Source organism: Streptomyces poonensis (assembly GCF_014650915.1).
Classification (GTDB): domain Bacteria; phylum Actinomycetota; class Actinomycetes; order Streptomycetales; family Streptomycetaceae; genus Streptomyces; species Streptomyces poonensis.
Map to the genome: position 1 here is coordinate 152,807 of NZ_BMVW01000014.1, position 15,593 is coordinate 168,399.

Annotated in this window: 23 protein-coding genes and 1 pseudogene; 9 read left to right on the top strand and 15 right to left on the bottom strand. The window is 67.8% G+C overall.

The genetic code is table 11. From position 1 onward, the window contains the following. The first annotated feature begins 156 nt into the window (after positions 1-156). Positions 157-1,131: an AAA family ATPase gene (locus IE242_RS28190; protein WP_189864298.1), complete on the top strand. Its 975-nt coding sequence runs from the start codon at positions 157-159 to the stop codon at positions 1,129-1,131. 94 nt (positions 1,132-1,225) lie between these two features. Here IE242_RS28190 and IE242_RS28195 read toward each other — a convergent pair whose 3' ends face one another. From IE242_RS28195 to IE242_RS28210, 4 genes and pseudogenes are all read right to left on the bottom strand, one after another. Next, on the bottom strand, positions 1,226-1,708 hold the full coding sequence (locus IE242_RS28195) for an AfsR/SARP family transcriptional regulator (RefSeq protein ID WP_189864125.1): 483 nt from the start codon (positions 1,706-1,708) through the stop codon (positions 1,226-1,228). A gap of 314 nt (positions 1,709-2,022) precedes the next feature. Continuing rightward, on the bottom strand, positions 2,023-2,769 hold the full coding sequence (locus tag IE242_RS28200) for a phosphotransferase family protein (RefSeq protein WP_189864127.1): 747 nt from the start codon (positions 2,767-2,769) through the stop codon (positions 2,023-2,025). A gap of 194 nt (positions 2,770-2,963) precedes the next feature. Next, positions 2,964-3,398: pseudogene (locus IE242_RS28205) on the bottom strand (transposase); the annotation flags it as partial. A 771-nt stretch (positions 3,399-4,169) separates the two neighbouring features. Next, positions 4,170-4,631: a nuclear transport factor 2 family protein gene (locus IE242_RS28210; protein WP_189864129.1), complete on the bottom strand. Its 462-nt coding sequence runs from the start codon at positions 4,629-4,631 to the stop codon at positions 4,170-4,172. Between the two features lie 96 nt (positions 4,632-4,727). Between IE242_RS28210 and IE242_RS28215 the strand changes: the two genes are divergently transcribed. The 3 genes from IE242_RS28215 to IE242_RS28225 all read left to right on the top strand — a co-directional run bounded on the left by IE242_RS28215 (position 4,728) and on the right by IE242_RS28225 (position 6,385). Further along, the gene (locus IE242_RS28215) at positions 4,728-5,360 is read left to right on the top strand and encodes a TetR/AcrR family transcriptional regulator (RefSeq protein ID WP_189864131.1); all 633 of its coding nucleotides are present in this window, start codon (positions 4,728-4,730) and stop codon (positions 5,358-5,360) included. Between the two features lie 66 nt (positions 5,361-5,426). Further along, positions 5,427-6,050 (top strand): DUF6000 family protein, encoded by a 624-nt coding sequence (locus tag IE242_RS28220; RefSeq protein ID WP_189864133.1) that lies wholly within the window; start codon positions 5,427-5,429, stop codon positions 6,048-6,050. A gap of 59 nt (positions 6,051-6,109) precedes the next feature. Beyond that, complete coding sequence (locus IE242_RS28225) at positions 6,110-6,385, top strand: hypothetical protein (RefSeq protein ID WP_189864135.1); 276 nt, start codon at positions 6,110-6,112, stop codon at positions 6,383-6,385. A 28-nt stretch (positions 6,386-6,413) separates the two neighbouring features. Here IE242_RS28225 and IE242_RS28230 read toward each other — a convergent pair whose 3' ends face one another. From IE242_RS28230 to IE242_RS28240, 3 genes are all read right to left on the bottom strand, one after another. Next, a complete protein-coding gene (locus IE242_RS28230; protein WP_229859543.1) occupies positions 6,414-6,956 on the bottom strand; it encodes an integrase in 543 nt (180 codons plus the stop codon). After that, on the bottom strand, positions 6,953-7,387 hold the full coding sequence (locus IE242_RS28235; RefSeq protein WP_229859544.1) for a DUF6193 family natural product biosynthesis protein: 435 nt from the start codon (positions 7,385-7,387) through the stop codon (positions 6,953-6,955). The genes IE242_RS28230 and IE242_RS28235 overlap by 4 nt, the downstream gene beginning before the upstream one ends. Positions 7,388-7,454: 67 nt before the next feature. Further along, positions 7,455-7,610: a hypothetical protein gene (locus IE242_RS28240; RefSeq protein ID WP_189864137.1), complete on the bottom strand. Its 156-nt coding sequence runs from the start codon at positions 7,608-7,610 to the stop codon at positions 7,455-7,457. Between IE242_RS28240 and IE242_RS28245 the strand changes: the two genes are divergently transcribed. Next, the gene (locus IE242_RS28245; RefSeq protein WP_189864139.1) at positions 7,609-7,914 is read left to right on the top strand and encodes a hypothetical protein; all 306 of its coding nucleotides are present in this window, start codon (positions 7,609-7,611) and stop codon (positions 7,912-7,914) included. The genes IE242_RS28240 and IE242_RS28245 overlap by 2 nt on opposite strands. Before the next feature lie 14 nt (positions 7,915-7,928). Here IE242_RS28245 and IE242_RS28250 read toward each other — a convergent pair whose 3' ends face one another. The 5 genes from IE242_RS28250 to IE242_RS28265 form a co-directional block, all read right to left on the bottom strand. Beyond that, the gene (locus IE242_RS28250; protein WP_189864142.1) at positions 7,929-8,279 is read right to left on the bottom strand and encodes a helix-turn-helix domain-containing protein; all 351 of its coding nucleotides are present in this window, start codon (positions 8,277-8,279) and stop codon (positions 7,929-7,931) included. Positions 8,280-8,295: 16 nt separating this feature from the next. Further along, positions 8,296-9,147, bottom strand: coding sequence for a tyrosine-type recombinase/integrase (locus tag IE242_RS28255; RefSeq protein WP_308436789.1), 852 nt, complete (start codon positions 9,145-9,147; stop codon positions 8,296-8,298). Next, a complete protein-coding gene (locus tag IE242_RS38945) occupies positions 9,144-9,395 on the bottom strand; it encodes a hypothetical protein (protein ID WP_308436790.1) in 252 nt (83 codons plus the stop codon). Before IE242_RS38945 ends, IE242_RS28255 begins: the two co-directional genes overlap by 4 nt. Before the next feature lie 68 nt (positions 9,396-9,463). Then, complete coding sequence (locus IE242_RS28260) at positions 9,464-10,624, bottom strand: tyrosine-type recombinase/integrase (RefSeq protein WP_189864304.1); 1,161 nt, start codon at positions 10,622-10,624, stop codon at positions 9,464-9,466. 72 nt (positions 10,625-10,696) lie between these two features. Continuing rightward, positions 10,697-10,912 (bottom strand): hypothetical protein, encoded by a 216-nt coding sequence (locus IE242_RS28265; RefSeq protein ID WP_189864144.1) that lies wholly within the window; start codon positions 10,910-10,912, stop codon positions 10,697-10,699. Between the two features lie 562 nt (positions 10,913-11,474). Between IE242_RS28265 and IE242_RS28270 the strand changes: the two genes are divergently transcribed. Together IE242_RS28270 and IE242_RS39305 are read left to right on the top strand one after the other, a co-directional pair. Continuing rightward, on the top strand, positions 11,475-11,957 hold the full coding sequence (locus IE242_RS28270; RefSeq protein ID WP_373299599.1) for a hypothetical protein: 483 nt from the start codon (positions 11,475-11,477) through the stop codon (positions 11,955-11,957). Between the two features lie 113 nt (positions 11,958-12,070). After that, on the top strand, positions 12,071-12,367 hold the full coding sequence (locus IE242_RS39305) for an HIT family protein (RefSeq protein ID WP_373299604.1): 297 nt from the start codon (positions 12,071-12,073) through the stop codon (positions 12,365-12,367). 313 nt (positions 12,368-12,680) lie between these two features. Here IE242_RS39305 and IE242_RS38680 read toward each other — a convergent pair whose 3' ends face one another. Beyond that, complete coding sequence (locus tag IE242_RS38680) at positions 12,681-12,803, bottom strand: DUF6924 domain-containing protein (protein WP_268249502.1); 123 nt, start codon at positions 12,801-12,803, stop codon at positions 12,681-12,683. Between the two features lie 394 nt (positions 12,804-13,197). On the opposite strand from IE242_RS38680, the gene IE242_RS28280 reads away from it, so the two are divergent. Both IE242_RS28280 and IE242_RS28285 read left to right on the top strand, forming a co-directional pair. Next, the gene (locus tag IE242_RS28280; protein ID WP_069934205.1) at positions 13,198-13,401 is read left to right on the top strand and encodes a cold-shock protein; all 204 of its coding nucleotides are present in this window, start codon (positions 13,198-13,200) and stop codon (positions 13,399-13,401) included. A gap of 212 nt (positions 13,402-13,613) precedes the next feature. Further along, a complete protein-coding gene (locus IE242_RS28285) occupies positions 13,614-14,168 on the top strand; it encodes a hypothetical protein (RefSeq protein ID WP_189864150.1) in 555 nt (184 codons plus the stop codon). 27 nt (positions 14,169-14,195) lie between these two features. Here the strand turns inward: IE242_RS28285 and IE242_RS28290 are convergent, their stop codons facing one another. Next, positions 14,196-14,450: a VOC family protein gene (locus IE242_RS28290; protein ID WP_189864152.1), complete on the bottom strand. Its 255-nt coding sequence runs from the start codon at positions 14,448-14,450 to the stop codon at positions 14,196-14,198. A gap of 92 nt (positions 14,451-14,542) precedes the next feature. Further along, positions 14,543-15,547: a TetR/AcrR family transcriptional regulator C-terminal domain-containing protein gene (locus tag IE242_RS28295; protein ID WP_189864154.1), complete on the bottom strand. Its 1,005-nt coding sequence runs from the start codon at positions 15,545-15,547 to the stop codon at positions 14,543-14,545. Between the last annotated feature and the right edge of the window lie 46 nt (positions 15,548-15,593).

Consider the following 15,593-nt stretch of genomic DNA (forward strand, 5'->3'; position numbering starts at 1 on the left):
CACCGTCACTGGCAGACGCGGGCTGCTCGGCGTCATCGGCACCCAGCAGATGACCGGGCCGGACCTCGCCCGCACCGGGTCGCGCCGAGGCAGCGGTCCCGGGATTACGGTGGGAGGGATTGCTCCACGCGCTGAGGAGACCGGCGATGACGGGCGATCGCGGGGCACCGGGCGAGCGGGGAGGCTCTCGCCGCCTACCGGGACGCCCGCGGGCTGCTGGACGAGGAACTGGGCATCGAACCCGGCTCCGAACTGCGGCGTGTGGAGCGGGCGGTGCTCACCGCCGATCCCGTGCTGGCAGCGCCGGCCCCGAGCCACCCCCTACGGCTGGGTCGGGCACCGTGGCTGCTGCCCGGTGACGTGTCCGGTTTCACCGGCCGTGAGCAGCAACTGGCACAGCTGGACAAGCTGACGGCCCCGGACACGTCGTCCACCGCGGCGGTGATCTGCCTGATCTCCGGCACGCCGGGAGTGGGCAAGACCGCGCTGGCCGTGCACTGGGGCCACCGGGCACGGGAGGCCTTCCCTGACGGGCAGCTGTATGTGAATCTGCGCGGCTACGACACCGAACAGCCGGTTCCCCCGGGAGAGGCGCTGGCCCGGCTGCTGGCCGGGCCAGCGCCTGCACGGTCAGGACATCCCCTTGGACGTGACAGAAACAGTTCGTCTCGACGGCTTCCGGGGCGTAAGCGATCGTCCGGGCGGGGGGGGGCGGACGGCTTCGCGGGGGAAACCGCTGTAGTCGGTTCGGTGTGGTCCAGTGCATATGTCGCATGGGTGCCAGCCTTCGGGTTCTCAGGGCTCCGTACCGTGCCGGAAGCCGCTCGCCGCGTCAGGCCGGACGCGGAGATGCCCGGACTCGGGCCGCGGTGCGGAGAGGCAGCGGACCGTACCCAGGGGCGGAAGCCCTCTCACGACCGGGCTTGCCGGGCGGTCCCGGACCGGGCGCGCCATTGCGGGGAACAGCACGGGCCGGGCCCTGCTGGACCGCCACGCGCCGGTGGAGCCCGCAACCGCGGCAGGCTCCGAGTGCGGCAAGGCGCACAGTTGCAACCCCGGCCTCCACGATGGACGAGGTCAACGCCATCCTGCGCATACAGAACTCCGCGTGTGCGCTCTGTGGCGACGTGAAGAAGATGACGACTTCGGGATTCCGCTCAGGAAGACGTCCCACTGGCACATCGACCAGGATCACGACCACGACCACGCCTGCTGCGAGCCTGGCTCATCGTGCGGAAACTTCGTACGGGGTCTGGAGTACTTGGCGGCCGAGCCGCAGACAGACGTCGTGGTACTGCTCGATGGCGCTGATCCACCGCTCGGTGAGGGCGGGGACGACGTCGCGGTCCAGGGCGTCGGAGTGCACGTCGGCCAGCGGCGTTCCCCGCCACAGCGCCAGGGTGTCGGCAAGGACGCCGCGCTCCGCCTCGAGGTCCTTCTCGTCGGCGAGGCGCCGACTCACCGCGAGCAGCCCCTGGAACCTCAGCAGATCGAGGTGGTCGGTGCGGACCCGCAGGGAATAGCCGCTGGCGGAGGTGTGCACCGCTCCGACAGACCATGTGCGCCCCGCGTCCAGCGTCTGCCGTAACCGGGTGAGCAGCGTGTGCAGCGCCGAACGCGGCCGAGAGGGCAGGCAGGCCCCCCACAGCCGGTCGACGAGGCACTCCACGGGCACCGCCTGGTTGGCGTCGACCAGCAGGGAGGCCAACAGGACACGTTGTTTGCCGGTCGGCATTTCCACAGGTCTGTCTGCGACCGCCACGTCGAGGGTTTCCGGCACGCGGAAGGACACTTCGCACCCCATGAAGACTCCACCCTGGTTCGCGGGCCACCCGACGCCCGACACGAACCGAAACCGCTTGCGCAGTTTGGTTGGCGCGTCCATAGGCATGGGTACGCAGTCGCCGACTGTCGGGGGCGCCGGGGAGGCGGATGTTGCATTGAACAGGACAGGCGATGTGCCCAGGGGATGGGCTGCTCGATGCGTCAGAACGCGCTCACAGCAGTCGGGCTCGCGCAGCCTCACAACCGGGACCTCAGCACGGCGACCTCACAGCCCGGCGCGAACGGGTCGAAGCCATGCTCGATCAGCCAGCGAACCCCCAAGAGGCTTCGCAACGACCACCACGCGCGGATCCCGTCGAGGTCGACGTCGGTGCCATAGCCGGCGACGACGTCGCCGAGGTGCTCCTCGTGTCCGAGCGTCAAGGTGGCGAGGTCGAACAGGGCATTACCCTGGCCCGCCTCGGACCAGTCGATGATGCCCGTGATCTCGTCGCCGTCGACGAACACGTGAGCGATCTGTAGGTCGCCGTGCGTGAACACCGGACTCCATGGCCGGAGCGCGGCCTCGGCGACCTGGCGGTTGCGGGTGACCAGGCCGGCGGGCAGGACGCCGTTCGTCACGAGCCACTCGCACTCGCCGTCGAGATCTGCTGCCAACTCGTCGAGGCCCCGGCCGCCCCGGCCCGGCCGGGGCGGCAACGGCGCGTCGTGCAATTGCCGGATGGCGGCACCCGCCGCGGCCCACGCCGCCGGGGACGCGGTCGACGGCTCGCCGAGGCGGCCGAGCGCTGTCCCCGGGACCGCGGCGATCGCGAGCACGGGCGGCTTGCGCCACAGGACCTTCGGGGTCGGGACCGGCGCCAGGGCCATCGCCTCGACCTCGACGTCGATACGCGTCTGATCGGCGTCCACCTTCAGGAACACATCGCCGACGCGCAGGGTAGCGCGCTCAGAATGGGCAACGACGACTTCGACCTCATCCATGGGCGACCAGTATCCCCGGGGATGATCGTCTACGTCGCCGGGTTTGTGGCGTGCGAGTGCGCGGTTGACCACGTCCCGCTACCCGGCGGCCTCGTGCGCCACACCGACCGCTGACCAGGTCAAGTTCACCACTTTTGATAGTGAGTGTTTGGCCCGTCGCTTCGCGTTTGGTTCCGGCGGGTCAGGTCCCGCGCCCAGTTGGCAGTGGCTTCGCCGCTGAGGCGGCGGGCCATGAGGTCGATCATCGCCAGGGGGATCAGCGCGGCGGAGCGGTGCGGGTGCCGCTCGTAGTCGCGGGCGAGGCGGCGGTGACCAGGACGGTCAGCTGCAGGCCGAGCGTGTCGGTGCCGAGATGCCGCTCGCGCCCGGTGATCCGCTTGACCATGTCCAGGCCCTGGCCGGCCAGGGGGCACGTCGGCGGAGGTCTTGACGGTCTGGGAGTCCAGCACACAGGCCGTTGGCTCGCCGTCGCGGCCCTCGGCCTGGCGGAGCAGGCGCCGCAGCAGGCCGTTGAGCTGCTCGAAGACGCCGTCGTGCTGCCAGGCGGCGAAGTAGCCGTAGACAGTGGCTCAGGGCGGGAAGTCGTGCGGCAGACAGCGCCAGGAGATGCCGATGCGGTCCACGTACAGGCAGCAGGACGACCTGGCCACCCTTTCGGATGTTCTCCCTCAGCGCCCGGTCCAGTCTCTTGGTTCGGGCGGCCAGCAGATCGCAGACCTCCAGAACCCAGCGCCGCACCGTGGAAGGGGAAACCCCGTTGCCACCGGCCATGTCACGAACATGTCCCTCAGCGGTGCCGAACGGATGCGGAAACCGATCGATGCGATCACCGCCCCGAGGGGCGTGTCGCTCGTAGCGAAGGGCATGCCGCCGGCTGCATGGTGTGCACACCCCGACAGGTCCGGACGTACGGGCGCGCGATAGGCGCATCGCGCGCACTCTCGAGCGGGACCTGCGGGAGCGCCTCGGTCTGCTGGAGGACGCCGTCCGGGCCGGCCGTGCGGACGGGAACACTCCTGACGGCCACGATGCCGGTGAAGGCGCACTCCTGGTCAACACCCCCAGTCCCGGTCTCCGCGTGACGGCTCAGGCCGGATTCACCCCGAGATTCTGCACCGGATCACCCTCGACGGGCTTCGTTCCCGCTGGCTGGGGCGAAAGGGCGACAGGGTGTCCGCAAGGTCGTGAAGGGCGGCCACCTCGCGGTCGTCGGCGGCCAGGACCGTGCAGGTCAGGAAGGACCGTCTGCCATCCACCGCGGCATGGGCAGCACAGTCAGGCGGCTCGGGTCCATCGCCGGACGCGGCCTGGCCGGACCATGGAGGACAAGCTGAATGGGTGCGGTGGGCCCAGGTGGCCGTGGACCGGCCGTCTCGGGGCAGCGAGCGTGGGGGTGGGTGCTACTGGAGTGGGATGTCGGTCCCGTGTTCGTGCACGGACCGGGGGCCGTGGATGCGCCTGTCGGCTTCGGTGATGGTGATGTCGTTGATGCTGGCCTCGCGGCGCCGCATCAGGCCGCGCTCATCGAACTCCCACAGTTCGTTGCCGTAGCTGCGCCACCACTGGCCTTCTGCGTCATGCCACTCGTACTGGAACCGGACGGCGATCCGGTTCTCGTCGAATGCCCAGAGGCTTTTGCGGAGCGCGTAGTCGAGTTCACGCTCCCACTTGTGCGTCAGGAAAGCGACGATCTCCTCGCGGCCGCTGACGAACGTGTCCCGGTTCCGCCACGTCGAGTCCGGCGTGTAGGCCAGCGCCACTCGTTGGGGATCGCGAGTGTTCCATGCGTCCTCGGCGGCCTGCACTTTCTGCAGGGCGGTCTCCCGTGTGAACGGCGGGTAGGGCGGGCGGTCTTGCGGCATGCGGCCTCCTCGAGTTGCCCCACGTTGAGAACCTACGTTCTCTATCGGCAGGGCTAAGATAGGGAACGATCGTTCTCAACGTCAAGGAGCCCCCGGATGCCGGCCCCGATCACCGAAGAACAGCATCGCCTGGACCGCGAGGCGCTGCTCGACGCGGCAGAGCGGCTCTTCTACGAGCGAGGGATCCAGGCGGTCGGCATGGACGAGGTCCGGGCAGCATCCGGTCTGCCCCTGAAGCGGATCTACCGGTTCTTCGCGGCCAAGGAAGATCTCGTCGTGGCGGTGCTCAAACGTCGTGACCGGCGATGGAGGGGGGACCTGGCCGCCCACGTGGAACGGGTCCCGGACCCTCGTGAACGCGTACTCGCCGTCTTCGACTGGCTGGCCGAGTGGTTCGCGCAGCCCGGTTTCCGCGGATGCGCCTGGGCCAATGCCTACGGTGAACTCGGCTCGTCGTCCGAGGCGGTGCTGGCCGAAGTGCGGTCACACAAGCAGGCATTCCACGACCAGATCGCAGCGTGGGTCCGAGCCGCCGGGGTGGCGGTGGCCGAACCGGTCTTCCTCCTCGCTGAAGGAGCCATCGTGACGGCCGGCATCAGCGGCGACCCGGCCCCGGCCCGCCATGCTCGCGCAGCCGTCGTGACGTTGCTCGCAACACCGTCCTCGGGGACTGCGGACGCGCTGACGGAACTGACTGCATCCACGAGCATGGATGCTTCTCTGAACTAGCGATCGCTACTCGGGGCTCTGGGTAAATCGCTGGCAGCTGGGTCCCCGCCGGGCAAAGATGCAGCCATGCGCTATGCCAACACCGACCCCGAGCTCTCGGCCCTGGTCCGACGATTCGTCACGCCCGGCCGACGGTACCTGCGGCTGGGTGGAAGCTCGCTGCGGTTGAGCGGGCCTGAGCGCGACTTGTTCATGCGGGAGCTGGTCAAGGCTGCCGGGGAGATCACTCCCGCTGAGCTCGGCGTCCTTTTCGAAGGCGGTTGGCGAGAGCGTAAGACTGCCTCCTGGCTGGTTGCTGTAGCCGGCAGGACCGAGTTCCGCAGCCGCATCGGCGAACTCCTGCTGGCCAGCGAAGGCCCCGGCGGCGGGGGCTACTGCATCACTCTTGCCACCTTCGGCACCAGTGCGGACGCCGATCTAGTCTGCAGATACCTTGATCGCTGCTTGCCTCAACCCGACCGCGTCTACGACCAGATCGTCGCTCTCAGCACCCTGCTTCACCTCGATGCCGTCCTTGGGACCGAGCGAGCATCCCCATACCTTGCCGCCGGTGGCCTGTGGCAGCACTGGACCGATGCCACGCCGAACCTGTTGCGGGATCCGCAGAAGTACCGGCAGGTCGTGGACCAGCTCTGTTCCTTCGCCAGCGAGTGCGCTGAACTCTTTGCCGGAATGGAAACCAGGCACTGAGCCCCCCGACTTGACCACTGGACGCCGACCGTTTCGGACCCCTCAGTAGAGTCTGGGCAATGACAGGAAACCAGGGCCGCTGGCCAAAGATCGACCAGGATGGTGGCATCGAGGACGTGACACTCCTCATCCTGGAATGGCTGGGTGAGCAGGGCGTGAACGCCATGATCAGAGTGGACGCCGAGAGGGTCGCCGACAACGCGCCGGCGTGGACGTTCGCCGCCAGTGGGGGTCCCTTGGAACATGGCATGCGTGCTGACGGGAGGACTGTGCAGCAATGCATGTCCACAGCCCTGTCCCAGCTGCGCGAGGCCGGGCTGTCGGTTCCGTTTTGATCTTCGTCTTCGCTCGCTCTGGCTTCGATCATGACGTTGGTCTCGGCGTCCCAGCGGTTCCTCCGGACCGGCTGAAGTCCGGCGTTCCGAGCTGGACCGCAGCCGACTGTCTCTCGGCCAGTGCGTCGACCTGGGCGAGCTTGTCTTCGGCGCCGGCCAAGCTGACCCGGAGTCCTTCGACCTCACCGAGCCAGCCTTCTTGTTCGGCTTCGGCGATGCGGGCGATGAGGTTGTCGCGGATCTCCTCCAACCGGCCGCGCTGGGCCGGGTCCGGCCGGAGGAGCGAGCAACGAATGCAAGCGTGCCCTTGAACACAAGGGCTTGAAAAAGCACGAGCGCAGGTGCCGATGGAGACCTTGCGCTTCTCGAAGTGCGCGAGGAAGGCGTCCCATTCCTCCTCGGTCGGGGTTCGGTACTCATCGCTGGGTCGGGTGGCCCTGCGGCGGGCGATGAAGGCGCGATGGGCCTCGATGGTCTCGGCCGGGTAGATCGCTAATGGTGTGCTCGGGTATTGGAACTCTCGGAATGCCTCAGCGAGCTTGATGAGGTGCGAGGCCGCGGTCAGGGTCATTCAGCGCCTGGGTTCACGGTCGGGTGCGGGCCGAGCGAAGCTTCATGGGCGGCAAGCTGTTCGGGCGTTCCCACGAATGCTGGGCCGGCGTTGGCTGGCAACTTCGCGATCACCATGGCGATGGCGTCTTCTGCGGTTGCGGCCGGACCGACTGATTCGGTGCGTAGAGGGCCGGAAACCCAGTAGCCACCACCCCTGGCGGGCTGGATGTATGGGATGTCCCATGTCCAGCGAAATTCGGTGCAGCGGCTGAAGTGCAGTTCTCCCATGCCCGTCCAGGGGAAGAGCTGTCGAAGGCGAGGCTCCCGGCAGGCGGCGTTGATGAGTTCGTCGCGGACTCGCCCGTCTCGGCGAACGGCTTGCCAGCCTGCTTCCGTGATCTCGTGGCCTGTGGGGGGCTGGGCGTTCGTGCCTTGGTCATCGAGGGGCATGGGTTTCTTCCTCCTGGTGAGACTGAGCTGCCCGGTGGCTGACCTCGGCCGCGTAAGCCGCCCAGTCTCAGGCGGCGGCTCGCTGCCCTGTGACGGCGACGGTGATGTCGATGCCGAGGGTGCGGGCGAGGACCGCGGCGGGCAGTTCGGTGGCGAGCTGGAACAGTGCGGTCGAGCGGGCTTCCGCGAGCCGGATGCCGAGTGTGCGGAGCCTTTCGCCCATGGCCCTTGCGCTGGAGGGTCCGCAGCTGCTTGCCGCACTCCGCGCAGACCGGTGCCGCGATCGCCGAGGCGCCGGCCTTGCGGAGCTCGATGAGCAGATCGCCGATCGCCCGGGGCGCCGGGGACCGGCCGTCGGCCAGGACGGCGGACCGCATCGCCAGAGCCTTGGCCAGCTGGCGCGACTTCGCTCGGCCGCCCGCGACCGCGGTGACCACGGCCCGGATTCTCTCGGCGGCGAGTTCCTTCTCGACATCGGAGACGAGGTCGGTGATCAGGCCGATCGGGTCCGCGACGGCGCGATCTAGATGGTCGGCCGTGGTCAAGGCCGATCAACTCCTCTGATCCGGGCACGCTTTGGACGCAGTCCGCCGAGCCCCTCCGACTCGGGCGCCGAGCCGCCGGCGGCTGCCTTCTTCGGCTTCTTCACGGCTCCGGCCGCCGCGATGGGCTCGATGAGGTCGTCCATGGTGCAGTCGAGGATGTCGAGCAGGGCCATGAGGATCTTCAGGCTCAGTCGCTCCGGTCGCTCGACGACGAGCCGGTAGACCTGGCTCGTGGACAGTGTGATGCCGCGTTCGGCGAGCAGTGGGAGGAGGTCGGTGGTGGAAAACATTCCGCGGCCGGCCATGACCTTGCGCAGGTGCCAGTGGTAGTCGAGCTTGGCGGCCATCGCCGGATCCCTCCTGTCAGGCCCCGGCGAACGCCGGGGCCAGTGCCTTGTGCAGGGAAGTGTTCATGAAGTCGTCGCTGACGTGCGTGTAGATGGCCAGGGAGCTGTCGCACTCGTGGCCGACCTGCTGCTGGATGAAGCGCCGGTCCACCCCGTCCTCGGTCAGGTGCGTGACGTACGAATGCCGAAGACTGTGCGGGGTCAGCTCTTTCGTCAGCCCGAGAGCGTCCCGGTATGCCTCGAACCGGTCGTTGATCGAGCCGGGCTGCAGGCGGCCACCGCGCTCGGTGATCCACAGAGCAGGGTGATCGGTGAACCCGAAGCGCGGGCGGACGTTCTCGACGTAGTCGGTGACCGCCTCGACGGCCCAGTCCATCACCGACAGCACGTTTCGCCTGCGCGGCGGCTGGCCCTTCTTCGCCTTGCCGTAGCGGACGTTGAGGGTGCCGTACCGGCCGAACTGGCGGGCCTGCGGGTTACGTCCGAAGTCGACCACATCGAGCTTGGACGTCTCGGTCCGGCGCAGTCCCCAACCATAGATCATTTTGAAGAGTGTGGCGTCGCGGTAGGCCGCCAGGGCTCCCTTGCGTTTCGCCCGGACCGCTCGCTCCACTTGGTCGTCGGCGTAGTCGAGGAAGACCTGCAGCTCTTCCCGCGTGGAAGGCCTCGCCTCCGGGTCTCCTTCGTAATCCTGCAGGTGAGGGAGGGTGTTCCACTCGTGGCAGATCGCCACCGGAAAGGTACCGAAGGCTTCCTCGCAGGCCGGGACCCAGCCGTAGCGGGCGTCAATGAGGAGGTCGGTGAACAGCCGGACGATGCCCTGGTAGCTGCGGACCGTGGACGGTGCCGAGTGCCTCTCGCTCGTCAACGACGCCGACCACTCGTCCAGGTGGGCGGGCGTCCATCGCCACGGGTACCGTTCGTGGATTCCAGAAACCGGCGGATCAGCCGTTCCCTCGGGTCGATCGTGTCGTCCTTCAGCCCCCGTGACTTCTGCTGAGCACGCCAGCCCCGCAGCATCGCGTCGAACATCGCGTCCTCGGGACGCAGCTGGACCATCCCGGAGACGAGCTCTGGTTGAGCCGACCCGGCCAGGGCCACCTTGCGCTGATGCACCACTCCAGACCCTCCCTTCTGGAGGGCAGATCATGCATCAGACGGGATCATCTCGGCAACATGCCTGCTCAGGAGGCCAGTCCATAGACCCTGCGAACTCGTTCCGCTTCCTGCTTCGACCAGGCGACCTGCGGCTCAGTCGTGGTCAGATGCGCGTGCCGGAGGATCCACTGCACGTCGTTCAGGGTCAGCGCCGGGTCGCGCACCATGCGGGCGGCGGCGCTGTGACGAAGGTCGTGAAGGGTCCAGTCCGCACCCAAGGCGGCGTTTACCCGCTCGAACATGCGATGGACGCCGTGGTATGTCAGCGGCTGAAACGGGCGCCGCAGCGTCCACCACACTGGTTGCGTCCGGCCCCGCGGCACCAGCCCGTGCAGCTCCTGCTGGTAAAGCCGCAGCCACACGAACGCATCTGCCGAGGCAGGAACCTGCTGCCGTGCTCGGGAGCCCTTCCGCACAACGCTGATCAGTTGCTGTCCCGGGTCGACGTCGCACTGCCGGACGCCGATCAGCTCCGAGGCCCGGACTCCGCTGGAGATCCCAAAAGCGATCATTGCCCGGTCCCGGTTCGACGGCAGGGCCGCGAACAGCGTGTTGAACCACTCGTCAGGGATCGAGCGCGGAATCCGGCGCGGAAGGGTGGGCCGGTAGCGGCCTCTCCGCTCCGGTGCCCAGGCGTCCATCGGGTTGTGGTGTGCGTGCGCACGGCCGGAGCGGCGCGCCAGGTCCAGTGGGAATGGGTTGATCAGCGGCCCAGATCCGGCATCACGGTGCAGATCGTAGAACCTGCGCAGCACTGTCTCGCTGTGGGCAACGGTCGATGGGGCATAGCCGAGCCCAGGGCTCGTTCTCCCGGTAACCGGGTTCGGGGCGCCGACGCTGCGGGCCGGCCGCTGCTTGGCCGCGATCGCTCGCGGCTTGACCGTCAGCTGGATCCAGCAGCTGAAATCCCGAGCGTCCACGCGCGTCGCTCGATCCCATGACACCTCGACCGCGTGCAGGAACCGCCACCACCGCAATAGGTCCATGCCATAGGAGCGGACGGTCGCCGCCGTCTTCCCGGCTGCCAGCAGCTCCTGGAAGAACACCGCAACCGGCGCCACGGCCGCGCCGTCGGCGTCGGCGTCGACGAGCCGGTAGGGCTGGTACCGGTCGCCGGTCTCCACCAGCCGACCCCACCGAGGAACGGCCAACCTCGACAGATCTCGGTCGGGCACACGATCGTCCATCACGACCGCAGACCGTACTGGGCGACAACGTCACCTGTGCCCTGAACTGCACAATCAACCTGGTTCGTTCAGTCAACGGGGCGTCCGATGTCCCGCCCTGATCGTCTCCCTTGCCGAGAGGGCGCGGTTGGTCGAGATCCGCGACAGCCGGTCGCCGACCGGATCGCCGAAGCGCAACGCGAGGGCTGGTTCGGCGAGGTCGAGACTCTCCGTCAGCCTGGCCGCGGCCGAGAAAAAAATCGACCAGCTCGATGCACAGCAAGGACCACGGACCTTGCCAGTGTTCATGGGAATCCCCACGTTCGACCAGATTGTCGCTCGTGCCAGTCAGTTACGGATCCCTGAGAGGTGGAGGCCGCCTGTCCGTCGATCGAACGGGTGGAGTCTGGTGCTGTCAGCGGAAATCCGACACCGTTCGCCGTTCGGGGTCGAGAACGTCTGGTCCCACCGGAGAGCGATGCCTCTCAGTTCTGGCAACGATCGAGGGCTTGCAGTAAGGCCGTCGAAGTGCTTCGTGATAGGGCTGTGGGACGCCTTGCACGCGGCGGTTGAACAGCTTGCGCAGTCCGTCTCTGGTCACCGTGCGGCGCCCTGCCGTCATCCTGTGGTCCACCGCTCCCATCGGCCTTCAGTCGGAGCCGAGTTCATTCCGCAGAGCGATCCTCGGTGCCCCTCTGACTGGGATCTTCATTACTGAACGGGTCGGCCACCAGTCCACCGAAACCGAGGACCGCATATGCATCCGCTCCTGCACGTCGAAGAACCCGCTCCCGCCCGTCGCGGACGACTTCGCGCTGCATGGCGGGCGGCCCACGAGCCCGTTCCCGGAGTGTCCCGAGGGATCCAACTCGTGGCGTACACCGTGCCGTTGACCGTCCTGCCATCGAGTATCTGGCGGCTCCCGGCCGCGTTCAAGGACGGGATCGGGGTCGGTGAGCGGGCGTACATCGTCTCCCTGTCGATAATGTCCGAAATTCTCGCGTTCACCGCGATAGGCCTGATCGCCCGCTGGGGCGAGGTGTTCCCACGCTGGGTCCCAGTCCTGCGCGGCCGCCGGGTCCCGACGAAGGCAGCGATCGTCCCGGCCGCCGTCGGGGCCACGATCCTCACGCTCATCTTCACCCTCCTGTTCACCGTCTCCGAGATCAAGGGCACCACGATCCGAGGCGACGACCTGCCGGACAGCTATCCAAGCCAGGCCAGCGGCTGGGAGGCTGCCTGGTTCTATGTCTGCTACGCGCCGCTGATCCTCTGGGGGCCGCTGCTGGCCGTGCTGACCGTCGCGTGCTGGAAGCGCCGGCACGCCGCCGAGAAGGCGCCCGCACCGGCGTGAGCACCGGGAAACGGCGTCTGCTGACGACCGCCCCGGCGATCAGACCCCACACACGCGGCAGGGCTACCAGATCCGCGACGAGGAGACGCTCGACGTGTTCCGGACACCTACTGGTGGAACCGCGTCGGCACGCAGCCGGGCTTGCCGATCTCACCGATGAGGAAGCCGGGCACATGGGGCGCTGGAACGCCGCGGCCGCCCGAGCCCTTCGGAACGTTGCAGGTGCTGAACACGTCTATGCGGCTGTGATCGGGGACCAGGTGCCTCACCTGCATGTTCACCTCCTGCCGCGCTACCCCGGCACTCCTCGGCAATATTGGTGGACACATGTTGAGGAGTGGCCAGAGGCTCCGCGGGGCGGTGAGGCAGCCGTCGGTGAACTCGTCGAGCGTCTGAGAGCCAGCCTGTAGGCATAGCGGTGACCGGATTGATCGTCAGATTGAGGCGGTGTCCCTGAAGCGCGCGCGTGCACGTTTCAGGGACACTCTGACGCCCAGGCCGACGGTTGTCGTAGAGGTCTCCGTGCCGTAGGAATGCGCCCGCGCCTGCGGCGGCCTCGCCGTCACCAGCGGCTACAAGGCCCCCGACGGCTACGAGCTGGGAAAGAAGCTGACGGACCACCGCGGCGCCGCGAAAAACCTCAAGATCAACGCCCGCCTCCTGCAGGAACTAAGGCTGCTCTGTCAGCCGTTTCGTGAGTCCCGTTCATTTCGTGAGTCCCCTTCATAGGGACCGGTAGATTCCCTCGGGGTCATCGTGCGCCCATGCCGCGTACTCCTTGAGGCCCAGGTCGCCGATGCTCAGGTTCGCGTGGACGTCGTGGACCCTGCGGAGTGGGGCGGACATCGCGGCCGGACTCGGTCAGCTTTTCCGGGACCGTAACCGTCCCGTCTGCGGCGCGGGGAGCACCCAGGAACCGGTGTCAGCGAAAGACGGTGGTGCGGATGCTCAGATTCCCGTGGCGGCCGTAGTACTGGGCGCGGTACGCGGACCGCCATCGGCAGAGGACGAATCGGCCGGTCTCGCGAACGGGCACAGACGACTGGTGCTGGTGGCCTGGTGCGGATCGTGCCTGTTGCTCCCTGGTGAGGTTCGCTTTCGCCGTGTAGCGTCACTGCACAGATGTCGTGGTTCGCAGTACCTGCCCGTGCTCGGCGCGGGCGTTTTGCTGTGCGACGCGGATCAGGGCATCTCCGGGACCGCGCGGTGTGGGCCCGGAGGACGACTGGAAGGCAGCAGCATGGCCAGCGGAACCGTCAAGTGGTTCAACGCCGAGAAGGGCTTCGGGTTCATCCAGCAGGACGGCGGCGGGCCGGACGTCTTCGCGCACTACTCCAACATCAACGCCTCTGGTTTCCGTGAGCTTCAGGAAGGCCAGGCGGTCACTTTCGACATCACCCAGGGGCAGAAGGGCCCGCAGGCGGAGAACATCACGCCGGCCTGACCCTCGGACGTCGTCAAGGCCCGGAGCAGGCCGCGGATTTCAGCGGTCGTAGCAGCACGTGATCTCTGACGTGTGGCACAGAGAGTCAAGCAGTCGCTCGGTCGTGATCACGCGGCCGGGCGGCTGCGGTCGCGCATGGGCCGAACTGGGGGCCCTCAAACCCGCGTATCCTCGCCTCGACGTTGCTTCGGAGAGGCTGAGAGGGGTTGCGCGTGCTGAGGCTGCTCGGTTTTTTCGATGACTTCGGTTACTCGAGCGAGTTGGCTGCGGGACCGCTGAGGGCTCAGATGCAAGCGTCCGGCGAACCGGATGAAGCAGAGATCGTGGAGTATCTCGACGTAGGCCATCACCTCAGGTACTTCATGGAGGCGGGGGTCGATGTCGTCACGGGAGAGGTTCACCGGCACACGTCCGGCTGCTCGTCGCTGGTGACCGATGGCATGTGGGTGTGGCGCGCGGACTTTGCGCACTATCTGGAGGCGTATCACGTCCCGTTGCCCGCAGCCTTCGTTGCCCGGGTTCGAGAGCTGCGCCACCGGATGCCGGACCTGGTCGGTGCGGACTTCGCACCGGTCTTCGACGAGATCGTCCTCGGGTTCGGATGGACGGATGTCGAGCCGTGGGACGCAGAGTCGGTCCTGCGCCCGCAGTCACGGGCCGTTTCGACCCGTGCCGAATTCGTTGCCAGAGTCCGGCAGGAACGGCCTGCCGGACCCTGGGGAAAGGCGCCACGTAAGCCGCGCAGGGGCAGGGAACGCGGTTTTTAGCGGTCGTCGCTATACGTAATTGGTCGATCAGGCGGCGAGTATCTTGTGCCGGCGCTCGGCCGGGGTTTCCCAGCCGAGCGCCTTGCGTGGGCGGCTGTTGTCACTGACCCTGCCGATCCGGTACCCCTCGATGGTTATCTTGGTGGCCTGGCGCCAGTCCTCCTCATCCACTGCGAAGCACCAGCCCAGTGCCTCCGACAAGAAGGCGGCGGTGCCGGACGGGTCGCGGACTTTGACGTCCATCCAGCAGAACTCGTTCAACGAACCGAGGGTGGACATCATGTTCTCCTTGTCTTTCGGCGCCGGTCTGCTGGCTCTGGCGGTCCCCATGCGTTGGTGCGGGCCGGTGAGTGCGTTGTCCTTCGGGGGAGGTGCTAGCCCGATGCCGCAGCGTGAGGGCCGGCTGGGTGTGGAGGTGTCGTCGGTGCTTCGCTGGGCGGAGTGGTAACGAAGTTCTTGGGTGGCGGTGTTGCGGGGTTCGCCGCGTCGATGAGTGTGGTGAGGCCGGCGAGGAGGGCGGTGAGGCCGAACTCGTAGAGTGATGCGGGGGAGAGGTCGGTTCCAGCGGCGGCGGAGGCGAAATGGGGCAGGCCGCCCTGGGCCAGCAGGGTGGTCATGCGGTCGTGCTGGGCGTCCATCCATTGCTGCGCGGTGATGCCGCTGGCCTGGGCGACTCGTTTTTCGGGTTCCATGTCGACGGCCTGGCCTCGGACGTATCCGAAGAGGGTGACGGCCGCGTGCATGCGGGTGTCGGCGTCCAGTCCGAGGCCGTCCAGGGCGGCCAGGGCCCAGTCGATGTGCCGCATGCCGTGCGGCACCAGCAGAGGGCGGCTGAGATTGAGGGCTGCGGCCAGCCAGGGATGGGCCTGATAAATGCGCCACTGGATGGCCGCGGACAGCTCCAGCCGGGCCCGCCAGCCCTGCGGCGGCCGGGCCGGCAGCGGCTCGCCGGCGAAGGCCGCGTCCACCATCAGGGCGATCAGCTGGTCCTTGTTCGCGACGTGCCGGTAGAGCGACATGGTCGGCATCCCGAGTTCCGTGGCGACCCGTCGCATCGTCAGCCCGGCCGTTCCCTCGGCGTCGGCGAGCGCGATCGCCGCGCGGACGATGCGGGTCCGCACGGCCGCATCGTCGGCGGGGGACCTCGCCGAGCGGGCCTGCGGCGTGGTCTCACGGACGAAGGTCCCGACCCCGGGCACGGCCCTGATCAGGCCCTCGTGCCGCAGCGTGGCCAGCACCTTGGTGGCGGTGGCCATGGCCACGCCCCACCGCTGGGTGATCGCCCGGGTGGACGGCATGCGCTCACCGGGAGCGAGTTCGCCCGTCTCGATCCGGTGACGCAGTTCTCCCGCGATCCGCGCGTACGGGGGCTGGGGCATGGCCGACCCTTCTGCCGAGTGAGGTCCGGACCATGGTGCACTAGTG